Below are 25,792 nucleotides of genomic sequence, written 5' to 3'. Positions count from 1 at the left end.
ACTCTGCCGGTTCTTCCCCGCCTACCGTGCCGCGGCCCGCTGCGCGGCCTGCTTGCGGTAGACGGCCAGGTTCTTCTCGTACGTGGCGGCCAGGCTGTTCTCCAGGCCGATGAGGGCGAGCTGACGGTCGGAGAAGCCCTGACAGAACTGGGCCAGCTTCTCCGTGTTGCCGGGAACGAGGACGAAGTCGGCCGGCAGGGCGACGCCCGCACCCGTGATGAGCGCGAGCCGGGCCGCGTCGACGGTGATGTCGGACGGGCCGGCCAGGATGTCCCAGCAACTCGCGCGCGCGTTGGTGGCGTTCTCCCAACGCCGGTCGAAGTGGCTGCGGAAGCGGGTCAGAGCGCCCCCGTCGTTGTAATGCGCCTTCATCCAGCCGACGACGTTCCCGCCCCCGGCGACATGCTTGGCCAGCAGGTACCCGTCGACGTCCTCCAGCATGTCCGTGTAGCCGAAGCTGGAGACGGTGCCGGGGACGGCCAGCTTGGCCTGGCAGAACGTGAGCGGCGAGGCGTACTCGTCCACCGAGTTCCGCCAGTCCGCCCAGAACGTCATGATGTCCCCGCCCCAGCCGGCGATGTCGCCGCCGGTGGACTCCTTCTTGTCGGACGGGTCGGAGTTCTCCAGGAAGCCGTTGGCCGTGGCCATCAGGTGGGTGGCGTCGAGCTGGTAGCCCGTGACGGTGTCGGTGAAGGAGTCCTGGACCGACATCCCGCGGCTGTCGCAGTACTCGACGAAGTCCTCGTCGTAGCTGTTCGCCAGCCACCACCACTTCAGGCCCCGGTACTTCTCGTGACGGATGTACTCCATCACCAGCCGGCTGGCGTTGGTGCCGACGTCGTTCGACGCCTTGTACGCGACGGCGTGGTCGTAGAGGCGCTGCACGTAGGCGATGTACGTGTCGGCGGGACCGCCCGTGCTGTTCACCGAACGGACGCCGGGCTCGCCGTCGCGCCGCCAGACGTCCCGGTCCAGGTCGAAGGTGTCCGAGCCGTTGGTGACCTGGAACTCCTTGATCTGGTTGATCGCCCAGTTGGAGGGCAGGGGGTAGCCGAGGTTCCCGGAGAAGCCCCAGGACATGCCGGAGACGAAGGAGAAGCGCGCACCGGTCTTGGCGGTGACGTTGATGCAGACGTTGCGGGAACCGTAGACGCCGTGGAAGTACTTCTTGCCCCGGCTGGCGAGGCCGGCCACCACACCGTTGAAGTAGACGACGATGCCCTCCGGTTGACCGTCGATCTCCCACTGCTGGGCGTCGTAGTCGACCGCGAAGTAGATCGTCGTGCCGCGGTTGAAGCCGTACTCGCTCGCCAGGTCGTGCGCTTTCAGGGCGTGCTGGAAGCCCTGGCTGTAGGTGAAGTCCGCGAGCCGGCGCGCGTTGTCCTGGTAGATCGGGAAGACGCGCAGGCCGGCGTCGAAGATGGTCTGCAGCTCGCCGGGTTTGATCTCCTTGTCGAGCGTGGACCCCGGCGGATCGTAGAGGTAGCGGCCGACCAGGCGGTAGTCGTTGTCGTACAGCCAGCGGGCACGGGAGGCGGTGATCTCGAATCTCGTGTCCGAACCGGTCGCCGCACGGTCCGCGTTGCCCATGGACACCAGCAACTGGGACCAGGTGTCGTACTCGCCCACGCCGTAGGCGGCGTCTTCCGGCGCGTACAGCTGGGAGAACTTCTGGAAGACCTGGACGAACTCCTTGGTCTTCGCGTCGAAGGTGCTCTTGAACGTCGTCCGGACCTCCGAGTCGTCCAGGCCGCGCAGGATCACCGGCTCGTTGAAGACGCAGGCCGCGGTGAACAGCTGCACGAAGATGCCCGAGTCGCCCTCCCGCACGGGATGGCTGCGCAGACCGGCCTGGGTGCCGGGGCCGAAGTTGCCGTTGGGGCTGAGTCCCAGTTCGTACTGGATGGCGATCACCAGGGACTTCTGCACGTCCCGGGAGTAGATGCCGTCGCACGGGCCGATCGAGTAGGCGTCCCGCTGCCAGTAGCGGTTGTTGAGCCACTGCTGGATGGACCGGATCTTCTCCGTTCCGCCCGCCACGACGACGTACGCGTCCATGTTGAGGATGCACTTGAAGATCTTCGGAGTGGTGACGCCGCCGGACGTCCCCGTTCCGCCGTCGGGCAGGCCCATGTCGACCAGGAGGGCCTTCACCGCCTCCGTGGTCACGGCCCCGTACTCGCCGTAGCCGTTGGCTCCCCAGTAGCCCTTGCAGAACAGGCCGTGCTGGAGGATGCGGACGATGTTGGCGTTCTTGTCCCAGCCGAAGCCGATGTCGCCGAGCGCCTGGAGCCTGGAGAGGGTCGTCGGGCCGAAACTCGCCACCACGGGACTGATGCCCAACTCGTGCTGGAGACCCATGGTCAGCGCGTACATCGTGGACCAGCCGGTGCGCCCGTCCTCGGGGCACCTGACGTATCCGGCGACAGATCCGTAGGTGGCATTCACCCATTGCTGCGCCTCGAGAACCTTAGCGTCAGCCAAGTCCGCCACTCCTTCTGTGGTGAGAGCCGCAGCGATGGCGGCTGGTGGGAAATCGAACTGGGCGTGGAAGAACGCGCCCGTGTCGTCAGCGGTCGCCCGGACGGGACGCGCCCGGAACAGGAAACACGGAATACGGAATGTGAATGCGGAGTGCGGTGCCTGTGCGCCGGAAGGGGGCGACGCATCACGTGAGAGAGGCAGGCGGAATTTCCTCACCGCGTGATTCCCGGGACGTCGGCGAAGAATTCCGTTTCATTCCGTGGAACGGTGGCGTGCGGCAGTCCCGTCGGCGCCGCGCACCATGCGCTTCCCGCGTCCGCGTCCGCCGGACGTCACGGGCCCGCCCTCACGCCGCGGCGCGGGCCCGATCAGTTGCAGCTCCCGACCGTCTGAACGCGGTCGACGAGAACATTGCCGTTGGACGCCTCCATGTAGGAGTAGACCGTCCCGCAGTAGCCCCGCTTCTGGTAGACGGGGCCAGCGTAGGAACCGAAGGCGCCGAAGTCCTCGGCGGGGGCGTCGGCGGTGTAGTTGGAACGCAGACGCACACCCATGTACTTCGTGTAACCGCTGTCGTTGAAGAACACGGCACAGATCGGCTTGTCGTAGTACCCGCTGCCGGACGTGCCGTTGGTCCAGGTGTACGTGGTGCCGTAGCCGTCGTAGCGCCACGCCCCGGTGGAGATGGTGTAGCCGGATCCGCACACGTTCGCGGCGGCGACGGCTGTCGGCGCGTCGGCCTCGATGATCCGTCTCGTGTCCGCCGACGCCCTCTCGTCGACCTGAACGCCCTCGACGTCGACGGTCGCGAGCGTCGTGCTGGTCTGCTTCGTCCGTGCGGGGGCGTGCTCGGCCGCGGAGGAGGCGGGTGCGGCGGTCATGAGGCCCAGGGCGGCGGTGGCCGCGATGCCGATGCGTATCGCTGTCTTCACTCGTGCTCCTCGTCAGAGATTCCCGCCGGGATATTCGGCCCGCGTCACCGCACATCTCGGTGCGGGGTTTTCGATGGAAGGCTCATGTCCTGGGAGGTGATGTCGCCCGAGAGCGCTGCGGTCGCCCTGACCATAGATCAATTGCAATGCAGGGGGAAGGGCGCGAGTCGAGAGTCCGGACGACGGGGCGACGTCGTCGCCGAGCGTTTTACGGGACTTCCGATTTCCTCTCTTTGTGAGGCCGTCACGCACTTTGCCGCCTTTCCCATGCATTCAATCGGCTGTTTCCGGCCAATTTCCCGTACGGCCGTGGGCCGGCCCCGCACCGTCCGGATCTCCGGCCCGGGGGCGGAGAACCGGGTGCTCGAGGGGGCGTGGAGTCGTCACTGCCGCGGTGCACGCCCGCGATGTGCCGACGAGTTCCGGCCACGCCGGGCGGAGGGGTGGCGCACGGAGGGCGCCACCGCGACGTGAGCGGAGAGTGAGGACCCCACGCTGTGACCCTGCTCACCTCGGCCGGAAGGGCCGTCGACGAGGAGGGGAGCGGCGGGACTTGGGCTCCCCGACGATCCGAAACGGTGCGGGTTCCGGATCGTCGGCGGTGCGGGAGCGGTCCGGTGGGGACGCGAGGCGTCTGTCCCCCGCGGGCGCGGGAGGCCCCGCGGCCGCGGGCGGTGGCCGCTTCGGTGGCCGGGCCGGATATTCGCGGTCGTGGCACTTGCCGAGGGGGTTCCCGCGGTCGGCCCTCGCCGCACCAGCCGCGCCCACGTGGTACGCGTCGGACGCCGGGACACCGGGAATCTTCACGCGCGTGCGCGCAGGTACGCCTCCAGCTCCGCCGCCCCGGTCAGCATCGCGCGCGAGCGGGCGGACAGCCGATCCCGCCAGTCGCGCAGCGCGTCCTCCAGGGGCTCCAGCCCGCCCGCCGTACGCACCTGCTGGATCAGGGGCGCGATCTGCTCCAGCAGGTAACCACCGCGCCTGAGTTGGTGCGCCAGCCGGGCGTCGCGTACGTCGGACTCGTCGTAGACCCGGTACCCGGTCACCGGATCCCGGCGCGGTCGCACGAGCCCGGCGTCCTCCCACTTGCGCAGCGTCGCCGGCCGGACCCCCAGCTCCTCGGCCAGCGGCCCGATGAACGTACGGCCGGGCCGGATCGGCGCGGCGTCGTGCGCGGCGCCCGTACGGCGGGAGAGGCCGCGCAGGGCCCTCTCGACGGCCTGGAGCGTGCGCCGGTCGTCGAGCGACCGGGCGTGGCTCTCGTCGATCAGGCGGAACGCCTCGTCGGCGGCGCCCCGGTTCACCGCCTGCATGATCGCCGTCGCCGTCGGGTGACCGTGCCCGGGCACCAGGGCGAGGAAGGCGCGCAGGGCCCGCGCGTGCAGCGGGGTGTAGGTGCGGTAGCCGGCCGCCGTGCGGTCGGCGGCGGGGAGGATGCCGGCCGCCTCATAGTTCCTGACCGCCTGGGTGGACAGACCGTGCCGTCGTGCCAGGTCGACCGGCCTGAGCTTCTCGCCGTTTTGAAGGTTTTGCCCCACCTGGCGGACGATATCGCGCCCAAGTCTCCACCGAAAGTTCAACGATACCGTTGAAGGCATGGCAACCGACATCACGGACATCGCCCATGCCGTCGAGGCCGCGGCCGTCATGGAGCTGCTTCCGGCCCGCCCGCGCGTTCTCGCCCTGGGCGAGCCCACCCACGGCGAGGGCGCCCTGCTCGCCCTGCGCAACGACCTCTTCCGGCAGCTCGTCGAGCAGGAGGGCCACCGGACGATCGCCCTCGAGAGCGACTGTGTGAAGGGCCTGGTCGTGGACGCCTACGTCACCTCGGGCACGGGCACCCTCGACGAGGTCATGGAGCACGGCTTCAGCCACGGGTGGGGAGCGTTCCCGGGCAACCGCGAACTCGTCCGCTGGATGCGGGCGTACAACGAGGACCGCCCCGCGCCGGAGCGGCTCCGCTTCGCCGGTTTCGACGGCCCGCTGGAGATCACCGGAGCCGCGAGCCCGAGGCGCTCCCTCACCGCGCTCCACGACCACCTCGCGGCCCACGTCGACGCGGACCTGCTGCCCTGCACCGCGGAGACCCTCGACCGCCTGCTCGGCCCCGACGAGCCGTGGACGGACCACGCGGCGATGACGGACCCGTCCCGGTCCGTGGGCCGCTCGGCCGAGGCCGGGGAACTGCGGCTGCTCGCCGACGACCTGGTGGCGCTGCTCGACACGCAGGCCCCGCACCTGATCACCGCGACCTCGCGGGACGACCTGGACCGTGCGCGCCTGCACGGCCGCACCGCCACCGGCCTGCTGCGCTACCACTCCTGGATGGCCGACGCCTCACCGGCCCGCATGACCCGGCTGCTGGCCACGCGGGACGCGATGATGGCCGGCAACCTCCTCGCCCTCGCCGACCGGGGCCCGGTACTCGTCCACGCCCACAACAGCCACCTCCAGCGGGACAGGAGCACGATGCGCATGTGGGGCCACCCGCCGCTGGAGTGGTGGAGCGCCGGCGCCCTCGTGAGCGCCCGGCTCGGCGAGCGGTACGCCTTCCTGGCCACGGCCCTCGGCACGCTCCGGCATCACGGAGTGGACACCCCGCCCCCGGACACCCTCGAGGGACTCCTGCACACCCTCCCCGAGGACCGCCGCGTCATCGACGCACCCCGGCTGGCCACCGCCCTCGCCGACACGCGCCCCGCTCCCCGGGTGTCCCCGTACTTCGGCTACGCCCCCCTCGACCCGGCCCACCTGCCCCGGACCGACGGGGTGGTGTACGTCAGGGACGTCCCACGGGGCTAGGGTCTTCCCGCCACGCACCGGAACCCCAGCCCTTCATGGCGTGCGGCCGTGGACGGCGTCGTCCCGGAGCATGTCTCCATCGAGAGCGTGCGGGCGCTCGCGCCGGGGGCGCCGAGCGGGAACGGCTGCGGCAGGAGCCGGCCCGGCCGGAGCCGCCCGTCCGGCGGAGCGCGAGCGCGGGCCCCCCGCCGGGGGGGGCGCGGGCGGGGAACATGCCGGGGCGGGGGGGGCCGGCCGGACGCCGGTCCCCGCCGCACCGCTGCCGACGGCTCAGCCGTAGGGGATCACCAGTACGGACTTGTCCGTGCCCGTCTGGAGCTTGGATGTGCCGTTGCCGATGGCGCTCCACACCTCGAGGCGTACGGTGCCGCCCTTGAGGTCGCCCGGTGTGCCCGTGGCCGCCTTGAGGCCGCGGGCCTGCGTGTACTCCTCCCATCCGGTGACCGGGTCGGTCGCGAAGTAGTGGTACGTCTCGGTCCGGTCGAAGCTGCCGTCGCCGGTGAGGTCGTAGCTGATCCGGGCCTGCTGGCCCAGCCCGACCGCGGTGCCCGCGTCCACCTGGAGCCGGAAGGCGGTCTGCGCGCCCGGGGTGAGCGTGCCGTTCACGCCGCGGACCTCGTAGACGAGGGGCTGGTACGGGGCGCCGTCGCGGTTGACGCCGCCGGCGGAGGCGATGGTGTCGCTGCCCGCCGTGCCGCCGGTCGCCGTGGTCAGGGCGCCGCCGCTGCGCAGCTGGAAGGTGTTGCCGGTCGGCGGCTCCGGTTCCGGGTCGGGATCCGTGGACCCGGTGCCGCTGCCGGTCGCGGTGGAACGGGCCGGTACGGAGAGGGTCTTGCCGTCGGAGAAGGTGACGGTGCGGGCCGTCGATCCGTGGTTGTGGGCCGCGTAGGTCCGGGTCGTCCCCTTGGTGAAGACGGCGGAGGTGGGGATGTCGCCGGTCACGGTGGCGTCCGGGGCGCCGAGGGTGTCGAGGGTGGTGAGCCAGTGGTAGGTGTGCGCCTTCGACTCGCCCTCCTCCGGGGTGTAGCCGGCGTGACCCGCGTCCCACTTCGCCTTGGCCGCACCCGGGTCGGCGAAGGACTGGAACTCCCAGAGGAGGTCGCGCCATTCGACGGCCGGACCGCCGTTCTCCCGCTCCATCTCGGCGATGTTGCGCCGGATCGCGGCCTTCTCACCGCCGAGGTGGAGCGAACCGCCGGTCACCGGAAGGACGTTGATGCCGTGGATCTCCTCGGGGTTGGCGGTCCACCAGGTGGCGTAGGCGGCGCCGCTGCCCCACACCATGCCGGCCGTGTCGTGGCCGAAGGAGGACGGGAAGACCTGCTCGTCGGCGTCGAACCAGTACTGGGCGATCGACTCCGACTCGGTGGTCAGCAGGAAGGCGCCGAGGTCGCGCAGCGAGGTGTCGCCGGTCGCGGAGCCCCACAGGACGAGCGCCGTGCTGAGGTTGGTGGACTCGGAGGAGGATTCCTGGTTGTTGCCGGCGGCGAAGCCCTGGTGCCCGGAGGCCCAGCCGTGGCCCGCGTAGACGTCGAAGCCGCGCAGGAAGGGGAAGGCGGTGTCGGTGCGGCTGGGGTTGGCGGTGTCCCGGACGAGGGCCTTGACCATGCCGCCCCAGGCGGAGTCGGCGGCCCACGCCGGGTCGTACTGGGCGACGATCGCCGCCGCGTAGACGTAGTAGCCGTAGTGGAAGTGGTGGTCGTTCAGTTCGGTGTCGCTGCCGTAGGAGGCGGGGTAGCCGGTGAGCGTCTTCCAGTCCTTGTCGTAGCTGAACTCGTTCGCGCCTCCCGCCGTGAACCAGTCCTGGAGCTTGCCCTTCATCAGGCCGAGCATCCGGTCGCGGACGGCGGTCTCACCGATCTGGTCGGCCACCGGGACGAGCTGGGCGAGGCGGCCGAGGGCCTTGCCGGTCCAGTAGGTGTCGGCGGCTCCGGAGAAGGGGTCGGAGGCGTTCACGACCTCGTTCAGGTAACCGCGCAGCCGGGCGGTGTCCACGCCGTTCGACTTGGGCAGCGCGGGCAGCACCGCCGCCGCCTTCTGGCGCGTGGTGAAGGAGGCCGACTCGCGGACCTTCATGGTGCCGCGCGGGGAGACGTAGGTGTAGGAGGTCAGGGGGTCCGTGGTGTTCAGCCACTGGTGGCGGTAGAGGGCCTGGAGCGTGCCGCGCTCGGTGCCTTCCTTCGCCTCGGTGGTGAGCGTGTAGGTGGCCCCGACGGTGCCCCCGGTGTAGCTCCAGGTCACCTTGGAGCCGGTGACGAAGCTGTAGGCGTACTTCTTGAACGTCGCCAGCGCGCCGGTGGACGGCAGCACGGCGACGGAGAAGTAGTCCTTGGAACCGAGGCCCGCGGTGACGGTGGATCCGGCGACGTTCCAGTCGCTGCCGGTCGGCGCGAAGAGGGCGTAGTGGTGCCCGGCGACGGTGATGCCGAGGACGTTGCCCTGGTCGGCGAAGACGGTGGGCGCGCCGGCGGTGGTGATCTGGGCGTTGCCGCCGGAGCCCTTGGCGTACACGAACGGGGAGCCGTGACCGATGGTGGTGCGCAGGGTGCGGGCGCCGTCGGACCAGTAGGGGGTGACCGTCCAGTCGGACCAGTCGTCGGCCTTGGTGTCGGGGGAGTTGAGGCCGGTCAGTCCGATGGTGAGGTCGCGCTTGTGGGCGTACTCGTACTGGCGGCCGTCGCCGACGATCGCGGGGGTCGTCGGGTAACCGACGTCGAGTCCGCCGGCCGTGGCCTGGTAGGTGAGGGGGTGTCCGTACATGGGGGTCGAGTACGGGTTGTCGCCGTAGCGCTGGAAGGCCAGGGAGGACCACCAGTCGTTGGTGGGCACGGGCCGGTTCCTGGCGGCCGCGGTCACCTTGGGCGTGACCGGCGTTCCCGTGTTGGTGGTGGGGCCCGACGTGCCGGGGGGCCGGGTGTCGGAGTAACTGCCGGAGCCTACGGGGACGGTGGCGGCGGCCGCCGGTGCGGCGGCCGGGCCCAGGCCGACGGCGGCGAGGGCTGAGGCCAGCAGCAGAACGGTTGCCGGTCTGGTGCGTGGGGATGGCATGCGTCACCTCGAGTCGTGACAGGGGGGAGGCTCTGAGAGCGCTCTCAGATGGCCGGAACGTAAAGCCCATGTAATGCACGTGTCAATGCCTTGAACGCAGCGGGTACGTACCGGGCCCGTGATCCGTCAGGTCTTCACGTCCCGCCCGGGGCCGGCGGAGAGGCCGGATCGCGCCCGGGGACGCCCCGGTCGTCGGCCGGGGCGGTGACGAGGAGGCCGCGGCCGGACCCGGCCCCGGGCCTGGTGCCGGTGCCGGGGGCCGTGGGGGCGGTGGCGGCGGGCCGGCGTTCCGCGCGGGTGCCGGAGACGTCCACGTAGCCGTGCGCCGTCCGCCTCGGTGGCCGGACGGGGCGCCCCGGTCGGGGACGCGCCCGTGTCGTACGGCGCTGACGCACGGCTCGGCGGTGATGAGAGACGGCCTCTCGTTGACGTGGCTGCCGTAAGGGCGGCCCCAGGCGCCCAGGCGGTGCGAGACGAACAGCCGGGCCGGGGGCGGGCGCCTCGGTGGACGGACAGGGCGCGTGTCCCCACGGCGGGCGGGGAGTGCGGGTCGCGTGCCGTACGGGCGGCTTCCGCACCGGTGCGTCCGCATGGGCGGGACGAGAGGGCTGCTCCTCACCCGCACGGCTTCCCAGCGGGACCACCGGGTTGCCTTCCTCCCCGCGTTCCCCCTGCTCACGCCTTGTTTCCCGGTCGGCCGCCCGGCGGGCAACAGGAAACCCGTCGACCTCCGCCGGCAGCGGGGCAACTCTGGATCCGTCGGCGAGCGACAGCGAAGGGGGTCGGATCCATGAGACGGGTGCTCGTGTCCTTGTGCGCGGTCGTGGCGGCCGTCACGACCGGATGCGCCGGCGGCGGAGACGGCGGCGACGTCCGGCCACGCCAGGACCCGCGCCCGCGTCCACCGGCGCTGACCTGGCAACAGGAACTGCGCGTCGCCGACGCGCAGCAACGCCTGACCGGGCAGTGCATGAACCGCCAGGGCTTCACCTACCGGGAGGACCGCGGCCTGACGCTCCGGGAGAGCCGCCCGGTGCGCTACGTGCAGGACGACGTGGCCTGGGCCCGTGCGTACGGGTACGGCGGCCGGATCGAGGCGAAGAGCCTGCGCGTCCACGAACGCAACCCCAACGGAACCTACCGCCGGAGCCTCTCCCCGTCCCGGCGCGCCGCCTTCGACACCGCGCTCGACGGCGGCGCCGGCGCCCGCATGCTCACGGCGTCGCTGCCGGGCGGCGGACAGACGCGCAAACGCGTCGGCGGCTGCACGGAGGAGGCCGAACGCGCCCTCTACGGCGACCCGGCCGAGTGGTACCGCACCGGGAAGGTCGCCACCGGCCTCAACGCCCTCTACGGCGAGGAGCTGATGAAGGACCGTCACCTGACCGCGGCGGTGCGGGCCTGGTCCCGGTGCATGAAGAAGGCGGGCCTGCCCCACGAGGACCCCGGGGCCGCCCGTGAGGCCGTCCGGACCGACACCGCCCGGCTGGGCGCGGCCCGCGCCGACGAGGCGTTCGCCGCCGAGCGGAGGACCGCCGTCGCCGACGCGACCTGTGCCCGCGAGACCTCCCTGCGCGCCGTGGCCACGGCGCGGGAGACGTACTACCTGGACCGCCTGCGCGACCGGTTCGGCGAGGACGTCGACACCTACCGGCACCTCGGCCGGAGGGCCTACGACCGGGCGGTGCGCATCGTCCCGGAGCGGGGCTGACCACCCCGCTCCCGGGCGGACACCGCCCCCGGTGAGGGCGTACCGGGCCACCGGCCCGGTGCGCCGGCACCGACGCATCATCACACCATCAGAGAAAACGAGGGGAAACAGCATGCGCAAGTTCACCGTCACGGCCGCCCTCCTCGGGCTCATCGCCCTGGGCGTCGTCGTGCCCGCCACCTCGCAGGCGGCCGGGAACACCGTCGCCGGGCCGGGCTGCGACAGCAAGTGGGGGCCGCGCAACGGCAACGTGTACGCCTGGGAGAACCTGGACTGCTCGGGCGCCCAGCTGATCAGCACCGCGGGCAACAGCGACTGGTGGGTCGGCTCGCAGGACAGGGCGACGTCCGTCATGAACCGCGGCTTCACCGGAGGCCTCGACCACGTCGCGTTCTACGAGAACTCCGGCTTCGGCGGCGGCCACGCCTGCCTCGCGCCGGGCGAGCTCTACGCCGACAACCTGACCGACAACCGGCTCACCAACGGGGTCGGCGCGAACGACACCATCTCCTCACACCGTTGGGTGGCCCGCAGCGCCTGCGGGGCCTTCCTGACCTGACCCGACCTGTCCCGTCCCGTCCCGTCCCGTCCGTGCGACGGGGGAGCGAACGTCCGGAACCGCCCCATGGTTCCGGACATTCGTGTTTTCGCCGGACCGGGTGAAAGGTCCGGCTCCCCTCACCACCCCGGCAGTAGCCTTGACTTCCACCGTCTCACGGCCGCACCGCATGGGGGACTCCGTGGGAGATCCGCAGTACGGGCATGAAGTCGACCAGGGCGACGAGCGGGACCGGGACGCACCGGCCACGCCCTCCTTCCCCGCGGAACTACGACGACTCAGACAGGCGCGCGGACTGTCGCTGACCGACCTGGCGCGGCGGACGCACTACAGCAAGGGCTACCTCAGCAAGATCGAGACCGGCGCGAAACGGGCGACCGCCGACATCGCCCGTATCTGCGACCGGGTCCTGGACGCCGAGGGGGAGCTGCTCAGGCTCGTGCGGGAGGGACCGCCCGCCGACAGCGGGAGCGGCGCCGAGGCCGCCGCTCCCGAACGGCAGTGCGACGGGGCGTGTCCGTACCGCGGCCTGTCGGCGTTCACCCCGCAGGACGCGGACTGGTTCTTCGGCCGGGAGCGCGCGACGGCCGCACTGGTGGAGCGGGTCTTCGAACGGGTGGGAAACGGCCCGCTGATGCTCGTCGCCCCCTCGGGCGCGGGCAAGTCGTCCCTGCTCAACGCCGGACTGGTGCCCGCCCTGCGGCGCGGCGACCTCCCCATGCCGGGCGCCGACCGGTGGCCGGTCGTGACGTTCACCCCCACCTCGCGCCCCCTGGACGAACTCCTGGAACGCACCGCGAAGGCGGTGGGCGGGGACCTCGCCGTCACCGTCGAGGAGATGCGCGAGAATCCCGACGCGATGCCGGCCGCCGTACGCGCGAGGATGGACGACTTGCCGGCGCCGCCCGGGGAACGCCGGCCCCCGCCCTGCCGCCCGGTGCTGATCGTCGACCAGTTCGAGGAGCTCTTCACCCTCTGCGCGGACCAGGACGAGCGGCGCTCCTTCGTCCGGGTGCTCCGCGCCCTGGCGGCCCCCCGGCCGGAGGGGAGCGCACCCGGCCCCGCCGTCGTGGTGCTCGGCGTCCGGGCCGACTTCACCGGCCACTGCCTGGACCTTCCCGAACTGGCCCCGGTCCTCACCGACGGACTGTTCGTCCTGCCGCCCATGTCCGTGGCGGAGCTGCGGGAGTCCATCACCCGGCCGGCGCGGCTCGCCGGACTGACCCTCCAACCGGGCCTGGTGCCCCTCCTCCTGCGTGACGCGGGACTGCGCGACACGGGACCGCGCGACGAGCAGGGCGGCCCACCGCCGGGCAGCGGGACGGACGCCGGCAGCGGAGCCGACGCGGCACCCTCCGGCGTCCTCCCCCTCGTCTCCCACGCCCTGCTGGCCACCTGGCAGCGGCGCGAGGGGGCCACGCTGACCGTCGCCGGGTACGAGCGGGCCGGCGGGATCCGGGGCGCGATCGCGCGGACCGCCGAGAACGTCTTCGCCCGGCTGTACCCGGCCGAGCAGAGGACGATCCGCCGCGTCCTGTCCCGTCTGGTGTACGTCGCGGACGGCGGCGGGGCGACCCGCCGCCGGACGAGCGGGGCCGCCCTGAGGGAGCAGTTCGCCGACGCGGACGGCGCGGCCGCCGCGCTCGACGCCTTCGTACGGGCCCGGCTGATCACCATGGACAGCGACACCGTCGAGATCACCCACGAGGCCCTGCTGCACGCCTGGCCCCGGCTGCGGGACTGGATCCACGCCGACCGCGCCGGACTGCTCCTGCACCAGCAACTCGCGCACGCCGCGGCCGAATGGGAGCGTGAGGGCCGCGACCCGTCCGCGCTGTACCGCGGCACCCGGCTGAGCACCGTGCGCTCCTGGGCCGACGAACTGGACGGCCGGAGCCGGCTCGGCCCCGGCGAGGAGGCGTTCCTCCGGGCGAGCCTGGCCGCGCGGGAGGGCCACGAGAGACAGGCCAGACGCCAGGTCCGGATCCGGCAGTCGATGCTCGCCACGCTCGTCGTCCTGCTGGGGCTCGCCCTGACCGCCGGAGGCCTCGCCCACCAGCAGCGCGAGAGCGCCCTCGCCCAGGAACGCGTCGCGCGTTCCCAGGCGCTCGCGGTGCGGTCCGCCTCACTCGCCGGGGGCCAGCCGGAGGCGTCGATGCTGCTGGCCGGGGAGGCCTACCGGGCCCACGCCACCACCGAGGCGCGCGGCGCGCTGCTGAGCACGCAGGCCCAGCCCTTCTCCGGCCGGCTGAGCGGTCACCGGGGGCCGGTCAACGCGGTGGTCTTCGCACCGGACGACCGGACCCTGGCGAGCGCCGGCTCCGACGGGACGGTGACCCTGCGACGGGTGTCGGACCACCGCACGACCGCCGTGTTCGACGTGTCCGGGCCCGTCCGCTCGATCGCCTTCAGCCCCGACGGCCGCACCCTCGCGGCGACCTCGACGCGCGGGCCCGTGAGCCTCTGGGACATCGCCGGGCGCCGCAGGAAGGCCGTGCTCGCCGACGGCACGAAGGGCGCCAGGGCGCTGTCCTTCGCCCCCCGCGGCCACCGGCTCGCCGTCGCGACCGCCAAGGGGCCGATCCAGGTGTGGGACACCGCGCGCACCCCCCGCCTCACCGCCTCCCTCGACGGGCACGAGGGGGCGGTCAACGCCCTGGACCACTCCCGCGACGGCCGCACCCTGGTCTCCGCCGGAGCCGACCGGACCGTACGGCTGTGGGACACCGACCGGGCCCGGCCCCTCGCCGTGCTCAGGGGGCACACCGACGAGGTGCTGGGCGCGGCGTTCTCCCCGGACGGCCGGGAGGTGGCCTCCGGCGGCGTCGACCGGACCGTACGGCTGTGGGACGTGCGCGGCGGCCGGCTCGACGCGACGCTGTCCGGCGGCAACGACGACGTCAACGCCGTCGCGTACACGCACGAGGGCGCCACGGTCGTCGGCGCGGTCGGCGACGGGACGACCCGGCTGTGGGACGTCCGCAGCCGCCGGCAGACCGCCGCGCTCGCCGGCCACACCGACTACGTGATGGGGGCGGCCGCGACCTCCGACGGCACCCTGCTCGCCACGGCCGGTTTCGACCGGTCCGTGGTCCTGTGGAACCTCGGCGGACCGGTGCTGACGGCCCGTCCGTTCACGGAGGTCTGGCAGGCCCGGTACAGCCCCGACGGGCGACTGCTGGCCACCGCCGACGCCGATCACACGGTGCGCCTGTGGGAGGTGGGCCGGCGCCGGCCCCTGGCGACGCTCCGGGGACACACCGAGGCCGTCTTCTCGGTGTCCTTCGCGCCCGACGGGCACACCCTGGCGTCGGCGGGCTCCGACGGCACGGTCCGGCTGTGGGACGTGGCCGCACGGAAACCACTGGCGACCCTGACCGGCCACACCGGGCAGGTCTTCTCCCTCGCCTTCGCCCCCGACGGCCGCAGTCTCGCCTCGGCCGGCGCCGACCGCACGGTGCGCCTGTGGGACGTGGCGCGGCGCGCGCCGCTGGCGACGCTCACCGGCCACCGGGACTTCGCCAACTGCGTCGCCTTCAGCCCCGACGGCCGCATCCTGGCCAGCGCCGCCGACGACCTGACCGTACGGCTCTGGGACGTCCCCTCGCACCGCCCGCTCGGCACGCTGGAGGGCCACACCGGCGCGGTGCGCGGCGTGGCCTTCACCCCGGACGGGCGCACCCTGGCCAGCAGCGGCAACGACGGCACCGTACGGCTGTGGAACGTCCGCGCACGCCGGTCCGAGGCCGTCCTGAGCGGCCACACCGGCTCCACCCGGGGCATCGCCTTCGCCCCCGACGGCCGCACGCTCGCCAGCAGCGGCAACGACCGTACGGTGCGCCTGTGGGACGTCGCCGGACGGCGTCCGTGGGCGACGCTGACGGGCCACACCGACGCGGTGTGGAGCGTGACCTTCGCCCCCGGCGGGCGCACGGTGGCCAGCGCCGGCACGGACGGCACCGTACGGCTGTGGGACCTCGATCCCGGGGCCCGGCTGGCGCGGATCTGCCGGCTGCGCGCCGGCGTCGGCACGAAGGCGCACGCGAAGTTCCTGCCCGGTGTCCGCCTCACCGACGGCAAGGCGGCCTGCGACGGGCGGGGGTGAGGGTGACTCACCTGGCCCAAGGGGGTTTCCCGGGTGTTTCCCGTCGCCCGTCGACGGGAGGCGACACCCGGCTCCTCGACAAGCGCGCGGCGCGGCCAGCAGGCTTCTGAGCGACCGCTTCTCCCACCAGCCACAGGAAACGGGGGTCCTGGCATGGCCTGCCGGACCGGTCTCATCCGCACACTGACCGCGTTGCTCGCCTTCCTCCTCTGGACGCCGGTGACCGCCGCCGTCGCGCACACCCGGGCGCCCGTGCAGCGTACGGCCGCCGACGCGTGCGGCGCCCTCGCGCCCGGGGCCTCCGCGGCGGCCGAACGCGCGCTCGCCGCCGCCTGCGCCGAGGTCGCGGCCGGCACCTGGTACACGTGGGGCGGCGGGCACGGCGCCCGGCCGGGATCCACGTACGGCCGGGTCGACCCGACCGACCCGGACAGCGCACACGACCCCGAACGGCTCGGCTTCGACTGCTCGGGCCTGGTCCGCCACGCGTACGCCGAGGCGGCGGGCTCCGACATCCTCGACGGCGTCGCCGCCCAGCAGTACTACACGCACCGCGCCGCCGCCCGCTTCACCGCCGCGCAGGGCCTGGCACCGCTGGTCCCGGGCGACCTGCTCGCCTGGGGCACCTCGGAGGACCTGCACCACATCGCCCTCTACCTGGGAGCGGGCAGAATGGTCGAGGCCAGGGAATCCGGCACCAGGCTCATGGTCAGCGACGTTCGCCTGAACGGCGACTACTTCGGCGCCGTCCGCGTCGACACCGGGCCCGTCACCGGTCACCTCCACCGGACGTGGGGCGCCGGCGTGTGGACCAAGGCCGCACCCTCCCTCGACGCCGCCCGCGTCTACGCCTTCCCGTACTCCACCACCATCCGCGTCCAGTGTCAGAAGCACGCCGAAGAGGTCACCTCCGACGGCTACACCAACGACGTGTGGTCGTACCTGCCGGACTACAGGGCGTGGGTGACCAACATCTACATCAAGGGGGCGGCGTGGCTCGACGGCGTGCCCGAGTGCGGGACGACGGCGCCGACGACGCCGTGACGGGCCGGCGCCGGGCCCGCCCTGAGTCGGGCTGGTCGTCGGCGTCCCGGTCGGACACGCGTCCCGCGAACATGCTTGACCAAAAGGCGTAGCACCATGTGAAGGACCCAAGGCCGATACAACAGCGGTCGCCCGAGACCGCTCCTGAACCATTGCACGGTCATGCGGTGGGAGTTGACTGTCACTGTGATGGATACTCTGCGTGGGGACAGATCACTCACAGGTTGGGGGCGGCATGGGGTTGGCGAACGAGAAGATCGTTTCTCAGGTGGAGGACCTGCTGCACGGCAGGGTCGTCATTCCGTCCATCCAGCGCGACTTCGTCTGGATGAGGCCCGACGTGCGCGACCTCTTCGACTCCCTCTACCGGGGTTATCCCGTCGGCGCCCTGCTCCTGTGGAAGACCAACCTGACAGTCCCCTTCAAGACCGCCGCAGTGGTCCAGGCCGACAAGTCAGCGCACCAGCCGCTCTATCTGCTCGACGGCCAGCAGCGGCTGACTTCCCTCGCCTGGGTGTACCGACCGGAGTCGAAGGCGGACGGACGCCTCATCGACCTGCGCTTCGACGTGCGCACCCAGGAGTTCGTCAATCCGAGTGCGGTCCAGGGCAGAGACCCCATGCTGTTCCGCGTCTCCACACTCCTGCAGGAGAACGTGCAGTACCACGAGGTCCTCAAGGACGCCGGAGTGGAGTACTCCGACCCGGACTTCGGCGAGTGGATGCAGCGGTTGCAGAAGGTGCACGACATCCGCAGGCAGCAGATCGCCGTGATCACCTACGAGTCGGACGACTACGAGGAGGTCGCCGAACTCTTCGCCCGGCTCAACAAGGGCGGGCGTCGGCTGTCCAAGGGCGACCTCGTCTACAGTGCCATCGCGGCCCGTTGGGCAGACGGCCTGGCGACCATGGACGCCTTCCACCAGTACCTGCGGGACAGTGACTTCTCCCTCGACCGTGAAGCGGTCCTCCGCCTGATGAGTCTGCTCGCGGGCACCAGCGCCCGGCACATCAAGCTGATCGAGGCGGCAGTCGACGAAGTCGCGTTGAAGGAGGCGTGGCAGGCCACCGAGAAGGCCCTCCGATTCGCCATCGACTTCCTGCGAGAGGAATGCGGGATCCCCCGTTCCGGGATCCTGACGTCGCCCAACGTCATCGTCGTGCCCGCTCTGCTCCTGCACCAGCGCGACGGGAAGCTCCAGGGCAACGAACAAGCCTTGCTGCGCCGTTGGGTGTACACGGCGATGGCGTTCAGCCACTACTCCTTGCAGGTCGAGACCAAACTCGATGCGGAAGCACGCCTGTTGAGGACGAGGAGCGGCGAAGAACTGTTCACCGAGCTGATCCGCCGCGCCTCGGGCAGCCGCTCCGCGGACACCCCCCTGCACCCGAGGGATCTGGAACAGAAGTACTCCACACATGCCTTCTTCCGGCTGCTCTACATCGCGGCCCTACGCGACAAGGTCCGGGACTGGGCCACCAACATCGCCATCAGCGATCAGCCGATGAGCAGCGGCGCCAAGATCGAGTTTCATCATGTGTTCCCGCGTGCCCGTGTCCAGTCGGCCTACGCGAAGGAGGAGTGGAACAGCCTGGCCAACCTGGCCTTCGTGACGGGGCAGACCAACAAGATGATCAGTTCGAAGCTCCCCTTCGAGTACATGGGAGGGATCGCACCGGACCGCCTCGCCGAACAGTGGGTTCCCGACGATCCCGCGCTGCGCTCGCTCGACCGGTTCCCCGAGTTCCTGGCCGCGCGACGACGGTTGCTCGCCAATGTCCTCAACGACCTGCTCGGCCTGCCCATCCCCGACGAGGAGGCTCCCCGCAGGGATGTCGACGAGCCGCCCGCCGACGACGAGCTGATCGCGGAAGATCCGTCCGCACCGTCCCTGGTCGCCGCGCGTGTCCAGGCACTCCGCACGGAACACGGCGTGGAGGTTCACGCGGTCTACGACGGGCGGCGTGTCGACGGCTACTACGACCCGTCCTCCCGGACCGTGACCATTCCTTCCGGTCCCGGCCGAGGTGAGTACGACAGCCCCAGTGGAGCGGCGCTCGCTGTGGTGCGGGCGCTCAATCCTCACGTCAGTCCGCAGCGCAACGGTTGGTCCTTCTGGATCGTCACGGCCACGGGGGAGTTCTTGCAGAGCATCCGGTAGGTGGCACGATCGGCAGGCTCGGTCATGTGCCTCCACGCTTGTGGGGCCTCACGTACGTGTGGCCCTTCGGCAGCTTGTGGCTGCCGGTGAGGCCTGCCTTCCGGTGAGCCTCTGAGTACGCGGCACGTGCTTCGTCGCTGGCCTGCTTGCCCAGGTGCTCGATTTTCATCAAATGCCCGGCTACTCCGTGTTGGGAAGAGGCGCTCGGTAGTTGTACGACCCGTAGCTGTTCCTTCTCACGCACGGGAAGTACGAAGGGCGTGTAACAGACGAGGCGAATTGTTCTTTCACCCGGACGTGCCGGGTAGTTGAGAATGCCGTCGGCAGCGCAGCTTCCTGTCGCCCACTTGAGACGCTGACGGCTGATGAGTCCGTTCACTGCGGCACGAACGGCTGCGCCTGACCAGTCCTGCGGGCCGCGGTGGCTGCGAACGTTGGTGATCAGGTTCTGCATCGGCAGAAGCGCGCGGCCCTCCTCGTCGAGGTAGCCGAGCTTGCGGATGGTCTCCTGTACCAGGAGGTCGAGCGAGGGAGCGACGCTCTCGCTGTCATGCTGTGTGATCGCAGGTAGTTCCCTCGCGATGATCCGCGGGTCGTAGTCGTGGAAGAACTGCCTTCTTGCGACGTGGACAGGACGTTCCAGAGGGGTGAGCGACAGACACAGCCGGCTCCGGCCGAGCTCGGCCGTGATGCGCAGGCCCGGCATGACTTGGGATTGCGGCCATCGCACGCCCCGGAGACGTTCCCTTGTGATCTTCTTCCCGAGAGTGGCCGATAGGACGGTGGGAAAGGCCCGGCCGTAGTCGAGATGCACCACTTTCACCGTCCGCATGCGGCGCACCGCCTGTACAGGCAGTGGGCAGTACCCGTGGTCCAGGTGATGCTGGCGCAGCACGAATGTCCACTGGAGACTTGATTCCGTTTCGATCACATCGTGCGGTCGACCGGGGTCGGCCTGCTGGATCACAACCTCTTGTTCGGGGTCCTCGGCTGCTTCGCTGCGAGTGCTGTCGGGTTCTGGAGCAGTGGCTTCAGAGGCGGCGTGGTGATCACGGGCGTTGAGAGTGCTGGTGATTTTTCGCCGGTGACAATCCGTGCAGTGTGGGAGTTTTCTGCCCGAGCTCGTGGTCTTGATGGCGACAACACTGTCCCTGACCGTTCGTTGGCACTGATTGCAGGGGAACGAAACAGGCGCGGAGTACTGCTGCAACGTCCAGCGAACGTGGGTCCTCGTGCTTTCGATGAGCTCCACATCTGGGAACTGCGGGTCTCGAGCGCCCATGGTCGGCCCTCCTGCCACACGGTGCGCACCTAACCTCAATCTCACGGTGCGGTGGAAAATCTGCCCGACGAATCATGGCAGAAACAGCTCAGACAGCTCGTTGCTTCGGTACACCTGCCTCTGCCAAGAAGGAACTCGGTTCGCCTGACCAGGATACGTACAGGCTGTCGCGGGCCCTCGTACAGGCGACGAACAGCAGGCAGCGCTCGGACAGCATGTCCGTCTCGTGCTGCTTGGGATCCACCTCGGGCGGTGTGACCGCCTTCGGGAACGGCAGTGCCTCGTCGTTGACGCCGATGACCGCGACACAACGGAACTCCAGGCCCTTGAACGAGTGCATGGTGCCGACCCGTACGCTCGTCGTCTCACCTGTGGCGGCTTCGGCGGAGCGCAGGGTCACCGCGGGGACACCGGCGTCCTTCAGGTGCGCCACCGCCTTCGCGCACGTCTTGTTGAACCGGGCGCTCACCCCGATCTCACCCGCGCCGACCCCCGCGTCCAGCCACGTCCGCACCTGGGCCACGAGCGCGTCCAGCTCGGCCTCCTCGGTCGTCGCGCCGAGCACGACGGGCCCGTCCCCGTGCAGGGCGGAGCGGTAACCGAGCAGGGTCTCGTTGCGGCCTTCGTCCTCGAGCTGGGCGATCGGGCGGCCGATCAGCAGAGCGGTGGACCAGCGCAGGATCTCCTGCGTGCTGCGGTAGTTCTTGCGCAGCTTCACCGACCGCCCGGCCACCTTGATGCCGAGCGACTTCAGCGACACCTTCGAGTCGTAGATGCGCTGGTGCGGGTCGCCCGCGATGAACAGGTCGTCCGGACGGGCCGGGACGGCGGCACGCAGAAGCCGCCACTGTGCCGGATGCAGGTCCTGTGCCTCGTCCACCACGACGTGCCGGTACTGCGGTCCCTTCTCCTCCAGCAGCCGCGCCGCCTCCGCGCACGTCTGCAGCCAGGTGCGGGCCCCGTCCTCCGTCAGGCCGGCCGTGAACCGTTCCACCGTCTCCCACACCAGCGGCCGCTCGGACGCCGCCAGCCGGCTGCCGCGGCCTCGCCGGTCCGCCGACTCGTACTCGGCGAGGGAGGTGATGCCCTGGGCCAGGACGACGTGCCGGTACTCCTGGGCGAGGAACTGCGCGCTGCCGGTGAAGCCCGTCGCCTTGGCGGCCTTGCCCCACCGGCTCACCTCCTCGTTGCTCATCAGCGGACGCAGGGCCACCGCGCCCGGCGCCTCCGCGACGACACGGCTGGCGAAGCCGTCCACCGTCGAGATGTCCACCCGCTCACGCAGCTCCGGGTCGTCCACCAGGGACTCCAGACCCGAACGGAGCGCGTTGACGAGTGCGTTGGTGTACGTCGTCAGCAGAATGCGGTCCCCGTCGCGCAGGTGCCCGAGCAGGTGCTTGACCCGGTGCAGCGCCACGACGGTCTTGCCGGTGCCCGGCCCGCCCGTGACCTGAGCGGGCCCCGAGTACGACGCCCGGTACGCCACCTTCCGCTGGGAGGGGTGCAGGAAGACCCGCCAGGCCGCGAAGGGCTTCTCGAGGATGTCCCGCAGTTCCTCGGGGGCCGTCACCAACGCGATACGGGCCCGGGTGTGCTGGATCGCCGTCTCGTAGTCCCGCGTGTCCACCGGCTGCGTGGACGCCTGCAGGGCGGGCGCCACGATGTCCTGCCAGACCTCCTCCACCGTGCAGCCCGCGGCGAGGTACTGCAGCACCTCCCGCTGGTCCTGCGGCAGCAGCGGCGCGAAGACGTCCAACTGCTCCTGGTCGACCAGCGAACGGGCCTGCCGCAGCGTCTCGGCGTCGATGCCGAGCGCGGTCAGGTCCCCGTCGGAGAACTTCGCGAACAGCCGGGGCTTCGACGACGACTCCGCCACCCGCTCGTACGCGGGCGTGATCTCGTCCAGGGTCGCCGCGTCCCGGATCTCGACCGCCCGCGTGACCTCGTTGATGCTGGACTTCTGCTTCATCGCCCAGTCGATGGCCTTGTCGTGCGGCATGACCCGCAGCAGGACGAAGGTGTCCCCGGTGGGCGGTGCGAGCACTACACCGCGCCAGAACTGGTCGATGCGGATCGTCCGGATCTGCTTGTCCTTCGCCTTCGTCAGGCTCTCCAGTTTCAGCCCCTGGTCCTTGAAGAGCTGATCGAGGGTGAGCCGGTCGAACTTCTCCCAGGCGTCCAGGACCCCTTTCCTGACCGGCGGCTGGAGCTTGGGGAGTTCGGCGAAGAAGCCGATGTCGAAGGCGAGTCGCGGCATACGTGGATCCTATGGGTCGGGCGGACAGGGGGTGCGGACGAACAACCAGGTCAGGGAGTGGGACCGGAGGAACCGCCGTCGAGGTCCAGGCGGATCACGGCCAGTGTCTCGGCCACCTCGGCGGTCAGCTCGTCGTCCGGGCCGAACACCACGCACAGGTCCGCATGCAGCGGCTCCAGGACGTCGTACGCCTCCGCCGCCCGCTGCTGCGCGAGCAGGAGCATGCCGATGTCGCGGCGCAGCTCCACCGCGTTCTCGCTCACGTCCCCGTCGACGACCCGGACGGTGTCGAGTACGCCGTTCAGCCCGGCCAGCGCCTCGGTCACCTGGCCGAGTTCGCCACGGCAGCGGGCGGCCTGGGCGCGGCTGTCCAGGGCCTCCTCGCTGCTCGGGCCGCTGACGCGCGCGTAGGCGTCGGCGAGCGACTCGAACTCGGGCAGCGCGGCCCGGTGGTCACCGGCGAGCTGACGGCTCACCGCGCGGCGCATCCGCAGTCCCAGTACCGGCTTGCTGTCGGCGCCGAGCGCCCGCGCGGCCGGCTCGATCATCTCGCCCACCACCTCGGCGGCCTGCGCGTACCGCTCCTCCTCCATCAACGCGAGGTAGTGCGCGTGGACCTCGCGGACCTGTTCCCGCAGCGCCTCCCGCTCGGCCGCGGGGACGGCGGGAGGCGCGTCCGACGCCGCGGCGGGCCGGGCGCTCGGGGGAGCGGCACGCGAGCGGGGCGCGTAGGGGCGGCGGAAGATCCCGGTGGGGTCGGGCGCCCCGGCAGGCCCCGCCTCGCCCGGTGCGGACTCCTCGCCGGGCGCCGGTAGGAACGGCCGCAGCCGCTCGTACACCTCCTGCACGTCCGCCGGTCGTGACTCGGGCGCCTTGCGGAGGAGATGGAGGACGAGTTCCTCCAGGGCCTCCGGTATGTCGGCACGCACCTGCCGCAGCGGCGTCGGTGCCGCGTTGACGTGCTGCATCATCAGCTGCCACTCGCTGTCCCCGGTGAACAACGGCCGTCCGCAGAGCAGTTCGTGCAGCACGCACCCGAGCGCGTACAGGTCGGTGCGCGGTGTGACGCGGGCGCCGCGCACCTGCTCCGGCGCCATGTACTGGTGCGTCCCGATCGGACTGCCGGTCGCGGTCAGCTTGGTGACGTCCGTGCGCAGGATCGCCGCGATGCCGAAGTCCAGCACCTTCACCGTGCCGTCCCGGGCGACGAGGATGTTGCCGGGCTTCAGGTCACGGTGGACGACGGGCACGTCGTGCGCGTACGACAGCACGGTCGCCACCTGCGCCGCCACGGCCGCCGCCCAGCTGAGGGGGAGAGGCGGCTGCTGGTCGGGGCGTACGTACGCGGTCAGCGGCACGCCGTCGACCAGCTCCATCACCAGGAACAGCTGCTCGTACGACTCGTCGAGGACCGCGTCGTACACCTGCGGCACACCCGGGTGCTGGATCCGCGCGGTGACGCGCGCCTCGCGCCGGAAGCGTTTCTCGAACTCCTCCGCCAGGTGCGGGGACGTCACGGCCTGCGGCCGGATCAGCTTCACGGCGACTGGTCGGTCCAGCACGGCGTCGTAGCCGCGCCAGACGTCCCCCATGCCGCCGTGATTGAACTGCTCCAGCAGTTCGTAGCGTTCCGCGATCCGTCGTACGTCCGGCACCTGGTTCCGCCCCCACTCGCGTCGAGTGCCCGAAGAAGTCTGATCAGTCTTCCGGGCGAGGGCGCGTGCGTCCAACCAGGGTGGGCGCTGGTTGCGTGATCAGGTCAGGCGGGGTAGGCGGCGTACTCCGCCCAGACGGTCTTGCCGGGCCCGCCCCCGGCGCGGGGCGAGCAGCCCCAGCGGTCGGCGAGCGCCTCGACGAGCAGCAGACCGCGTCCGTCCTCGCTGTCCTGAGAGGGTGCGGCGGGGAGGTGAGGGACGGTTTCGTCCCGGGTGTCGGTGACCTCGATCCGTACGGTACGGGTGGCCGGGTCGGCGGTCAGGCGTACGTGGAAGTCCCGGCCCGCGACGTGCCCGTGCTGGACGGCGTTGGCGCACAGCTCCGCGGCCACGAGCGTGACGACGTCGTGCGCGTCGCTGTCGTACGGCACGCCCCAGGCGTCGAGGCAGTGCTCGCACATGCGCCGGGCGAGACGGGCACCGCGCGGGGTGGAGCTGAAGCGCATCGTGAACTGGTGCACCGTATGGGGTGATCGTGTTGCGGTCATGCACACACGGTGGCGTGTCGTGGCCTAGCGTGACCAGTGGTGACGCGCCGCTCACGGGCCTTCGTACGGGGTGGGCGCGGGCGCTGTACGGGACGGTACGCGGGGAGAGGCGGCAGGGCGATGACCGAGGTACGGGACGAGGAGACGGTACGGCAGCAGCGGCGGCCGGAGGACGAGCCGGGGACGGGCGTCGTGACCGCGTTCGGACGGCAGTTGAAACTGCTGCGGACGCGGGCGGGGATGGAGCGGGTCGAGTTCGGGAAGCGGGTGGGGTACTCGGCGGACTCGGTGGCTTCGATCGAGCAGGGGAGGCGGATTCCGCAGCCTCAGTTCATCGAACAGGCGGATGAGGTGTTGGGGGCGGGTGGGGTGCTCACGGCGCTGAAGGAGGAGATGGCGAAGGCTCAGTACCCGGCCTTCTTCCGAGACATGGCTCGACTGGAAGCGAGTGCTGTGGGGCTGTGTGTCTACGCCGCTCATGCAGCGCCCGGCCTGCTGCAGACAGAGGAGTATGCCCGGGCTGTCTTCCGCATGCAGCGTCCGTTGCTGGAAGACGACGTCATCGAGCAGCGTCTGCAAGCACGGATGACGCGACAGGACATTTTCACGCGCCGTCCTGCACCGCTGCTGAGCTTCATCATCGAAGAAGTGGTGCTGCGTAAGCCGATCGGCGGGAGGGCATCGCTGCGCGGGCAGTTGGAACAGACCCTGCTCGTGGGGCAAAACCGCAACGTGGAGATCCAGGTGATGCCGACGGCACGTGAGGACCATGCAGGCTTGGGCGGTCCCTTTACCTTGATCGAGAACTCGGACGGGCGACGGCTGGCGTACACGGAGGTACAGGACGACAGCCGTCTGTACAACCGACCAGGCAAGATCCGCGAGTTGGAAGCCCGATATGGCATCCTCCGGTCACAGGCGCTCACTCCTTGTGAGTCGTTGGCTTTCGTTGAGGAAATGTTGGGAGAGACATGACGGATCAGCTCACTGATTCGGCCGTGCCGGAGTCGGCCTGGTTCAAGAGCAGCTACAGCAGTGGCGGGGGAGGGGAGTGCGTGGAGGTCGCCGCAGTCTCCGAAATCGTCCTCGTCAGGGACTCGAAGCAGCCCGCAGCGGCCAGGCTTGCGTTCGGCCCCGACGCATGGGGCGGCTTCGTACGGATGGCCGCCGCGCGCTGAACCGGCAGGTTGATAGACGAAGGGGC

At 70.9% G+C, this 25,792-nt stretch carries 16 protein-coding genes; 8 read left to right on the top strand and 8 right to left on the bottom strand.

Annotated features, from left to right (window positions below; genetic code table 11):
- Positions 1 to 21: 21 nt before the first annotated feature.
- The 3 genes from ADK41_RS13440 to ADK41_RS13430 form a co-directional block, all read right to left on the bottom strand.
- Positions 22 to 2,484 carry a glycoside hydrolase domain-containing protein gene (locus ADK41_RS13440; protein WP_030818900.1) on the bottom strand — a complete coding sequence of 821 codons (2,463 nt, stop codon included), beginning with the start codon at positions 2,482 to 2,484 and terminating at the stop codon, positions 22 to 24.
- 368 nt (positions 2,485 to 2,852) lie between these two features.
- Positions 2,853 to 3,416: a hypothetical protein gene (locus ADK41_RS13435; RefSeq protein WP_030818898.1), complete on the bottom strand. Its 564-nt coding sequence runs from the start codon at positions 3,414 to 3,416 to the stop codon at positions 2,853 to 2,855.
- An 803-nt stretch (positions 3,417 to 4,219) separates the two neighbouring features.
- Positions 4,220 to 4,954 carry a TioE family transcriptional regulator gene (locus tag ADK41_RS13430; protein WP_030818895.1) on the bottom strand — a complete coding sequence of 245 codons (735 nt, stop codon included), beginning with the start codon at positions 4,952 to 4,954 and terminating at the stop codon, positions 4,220 to 4,222.
- A 58-nt stretch (positions 4,955 to 5,012) separates the two neighbouring features.
- Here ADK41_RS13430 and ADK41_RS13425 point away from each other — a divergent pair, with 58 nt between their 5' ends.
- Positions 5,013 to 6,218: an erythromycin esterase family protein gene (locus ADK41_RS13425; RefSeq protein WP_030818892.1), complete on the top strand. Its 1,206-nt coding sequence runs from the start codon at positions 5,013 to 5,015 to the stop codon at positions 6,216 to 6,218.
- A gap of 270 nt (positions 6,219 to 6,488) precedes the next feature.
- Here the strand turns inward: ADK41_RS13425 and ADK41_RS13420 are convergent, their stop codons facing one another.
- Complete coding sequence (locus ADK41_RS13420; protein WP_030818889.1) at positions 6,489 to 9,266, bottom strand: glycosyl hydrolase; 2,778 nt, start codon at positions 9,264 to 9,266, stop codon at positions 6,489 to 6,491.
- Positions 9,267 to 10,056: 790 nt separating this feature from the next.
- On the opposite strand from ADK41_RS13420, the gene ADK41_RS13410 reads away from it, so the two are divergent.
- The 5 genes from ADK41_RS13410 to ADK41_RS13390 all read left to right on the top strand — a co-directional run bounded on the left by ADK41_RS13410 (position 10,057) and on the right by ADK41_RS13390 (position 18,846).
- On the top strand, positions 10,057 to 10,977 hold the full coding sequence (locus tag ADK41_RS13410) for a hypothetical protein (RefSeq protein WP_158717615.1): 921 nt from the start codon (positions 10,057 to 10,059) through the stop codon (positions 10,975 to 10,977).
- Positions 10,978 to 11,089: 112 nt separating this feature from the next.
- Complete coding sequence (locus tag ADK41_RS13405) at positions 11,090 to 11,536, top strand: peptidase inhibitor family I36 protein (protein WP_030818881.1); 447 nt, start codon at positions 11,090 to 11,092, stop codon at positions 11,534 to 11,536.
- A gap of 181 nt (positions 11,537 to 11,717) precedes the next feature.
- A complete protein-coding gene (locus ADK41_RS13400; protein ID WP_037803275.1) occupies positions 11,718 to 15,641 on the top strand; it encodes a helix-turn-helix domain-containing protein in 3,924 nt (1,307 codons plus the stop codon).
- A gap of 153 nt (positions 15,642 to 15,794) precedes the next feature.
- Entirely contained in the window at positions 15,795 to 16,685 is an 891-nt protein-coding gene (locus tag ADK41_RS13395; RefSeq protein WP_030818879.1) for a C40 family peptidase, read from the top strand.
- Between the two features lie 235 nt (positions 16,686 to 16,920).
- Positions 16,921 to 18,846, top strand: coding sequence for a GmrSD restriction endonuclease domain-containing protein (locus ADK41_RS13390; RefSeq protein ID WP_030818875.1), 1,926 nt, complete (start codon positions 16,921 to 16,923; stop codon positions 18,844 to 18,846).
- Between the two features lie 22 nt (positions 18,847 to 18,868).
- On the opposite strand, the gene ADK41_RS13385 is transcribed toward ADK41_RS13390, so the two are convergent.
- From ADK41_RS13385 to ADK41_RS13370, 4 genes are all read right to left on the bottom strand, one after another.
- Positions 18,869 to 20,128 carry a hypothetical protein gene (locus tag ADK41_RS13385; RefSeq protein WP_158717614.1) on the bottom strand — a complete coding sequence of 420 codons (1,260 nt, stop codon included), beginning with the start codon at positions 20,126 to 20,128 and terminating at the stop codon, positions 18,869 to 18,871.
- A gap of 88 nt (positions 20,129 to 20,216) precedes the next feature.
- On the bottom strand, positions 20,217 to 22,385 hold the full coding sequence (locus ADK41_RS13380; RefSeq protein ID WP_030818873.1) for a UvrD-helicase domain-containing protein: 2,169 nt from the start codon (positions 22,383 to 22,385) through the stop codon (positions 20,217 to 20,219).
- A 50-nt stretch (positions 22,386 to 22,435) separates the two neighbouring features.
- Complete coding sequence (locus ADK41_RS13375) at positions 22,436 to 24,040, bottom strand: serine/threonine-protein kinase (protein ID WP_030818871.1); 1,605 nt, start codon at positions 24,038 to 24,040, stop codon at positions 22,436 to 22,438.
- Positions 24,041 to 24,144: 104 nt separating this feature from the next.
- Positions 24,145 to 24,588 carry an ATP-binding protein gene (locus ADK41_RS13370; RefSeq protein ID WP_051842806.1) on the bottom strand — a complete coding sequence of 148 codons (444 nt, stop codon included), beginning with the start codon at positions 24,586 to 24,588 and terminating at the stop codon, positions 24,145 to 24,147.
- 120 nt (positions 24,589 to 24,708) lie between these two features.
- Here ADK41_RS13370 and ADK41_RS13365 point away from each other — a divergent pair, with 120 nt between their 5' ends.
- Both ADK41_RS13365 and ADK41_RS13360 read left to right on the top strand, forming a co-directional pair.
- Positions 24,709 to 25,563, top strand: coding sequence for a helix-turn-helix domain-containing protein (locus tag ADK41_RS13365; RefSeq protein ID WP_030818869.1), 855 nt, complete (start codon positions 24,709 to 24,711; stop codon positions 25,561 to 25,563).
- Positions 25,560 to 25,766, top strand: a complete 207-nt coding sequence (locus ADK41_RS13360; RefSeq protein WP_030818867.1) for a DUF397 domain-containing protein — start codon at positions 25,560 to 25,562, stop codon at positions 25,764 to 25,766. The genes ADK41_RS13365 and ADK41_RS13360 overlap by 4 nt, the downstream gene beginning before the upstream one ends.
- Positions 25,767 to 25,792 lie beyond the last annotated feature (26 nt).

The organism is Streptomyces caelestis (assembly GCF_001279005.1).
Lineage (GTDB): Bacteria > Actinomycetota > Actinomycetes > Streptomycetales > Streptomycetaceae > Streptomyces > Streptomyces heliomycini.
Note: the sequence above shows the minus strand (reverse complement) of the source record. Positions and strands in the feature narration are given on the sequence as shown.

Bases quoted from the DNA above. Each gene is read 5' to 3' on its own strand.
- ADK41_RS13365 (WP_030818869.1), top strand. From the start codon at position 24,709: ATGACCGAGGTACGGGACGAGGAGACGGTACGGCAGCAGCGGCGGCCG.
- ADK41_RS13390 (WP_030818875.1), top strand. From the start codon at position 16,921: ATGGGGTTGGCGAACGAGAAGATCGTTTCTCAGGTGGAGGACCTGCTG.
- ADK41_RS13405 (WP_030818881.1), top strand. From the start codon at position 11,090: ATGCGCAAGTTCACCGTCACGGCCGCCCTCCTCGGGCTCATCGCCCTG.
- ADK41_RS13425 (WP_030818892.1), top strand. From the start codon at position 5,013: ATGGCAACCGACATCACGGACATCGCCCATGCCGTCGAGGCCGCGGCC.
- ADK41_RS13360 (WP_030818867.1), top strand. From the start codon at position 25,560: ATGACGGATCAGCTCACTGATTCGGCCGTGCCGGAGTCGGCCTGGTTC.
- ADK41_RS13410 (WP_158717615.1), top strand. From the start codon at position 10,057: ATGAGACGGGTGCTCGTGTCCTTGTGCGCGGTCGTGGCGGCCGTCACG.
- ADK41_RS13370 (WP_051842806.1), bottom strand. From the start codon at position 24,588: ATGACCGCAACACGATCACCCCATACGGTGCACCAGTTCACGATGCGC.
- ADK41_RS13420 (WP_030818889.1), bottom strand. From the start codon at position 9,266: ATGCCATCCCCACGCACCAGACCGGCAACCGTTCTGCTGCTGGCCTCA.
- ADK41_RS13395 (WP_030818879.1), top strand. From the start codon at position 15,795: ATGGCCTGCCGGACCGGTCTCATCCGCACACTGACCGCGTTGCTCGCC.
- ADK41_RS13385 (WP_158717614.1), bottom strand. From the start codon at position 20,128: ATGGGCGCTCGAGACCCGCAGTTCCCAGATGTGGAGCTCATCGAAAGC.
- ADK41_RS13380 (WP_030818873.1), bottom strand. From the start codon at position 22,385: ATGCCGCGACTCGCCTTCGACATCGGCTTCTTCGCCGAACTCCCCAAG.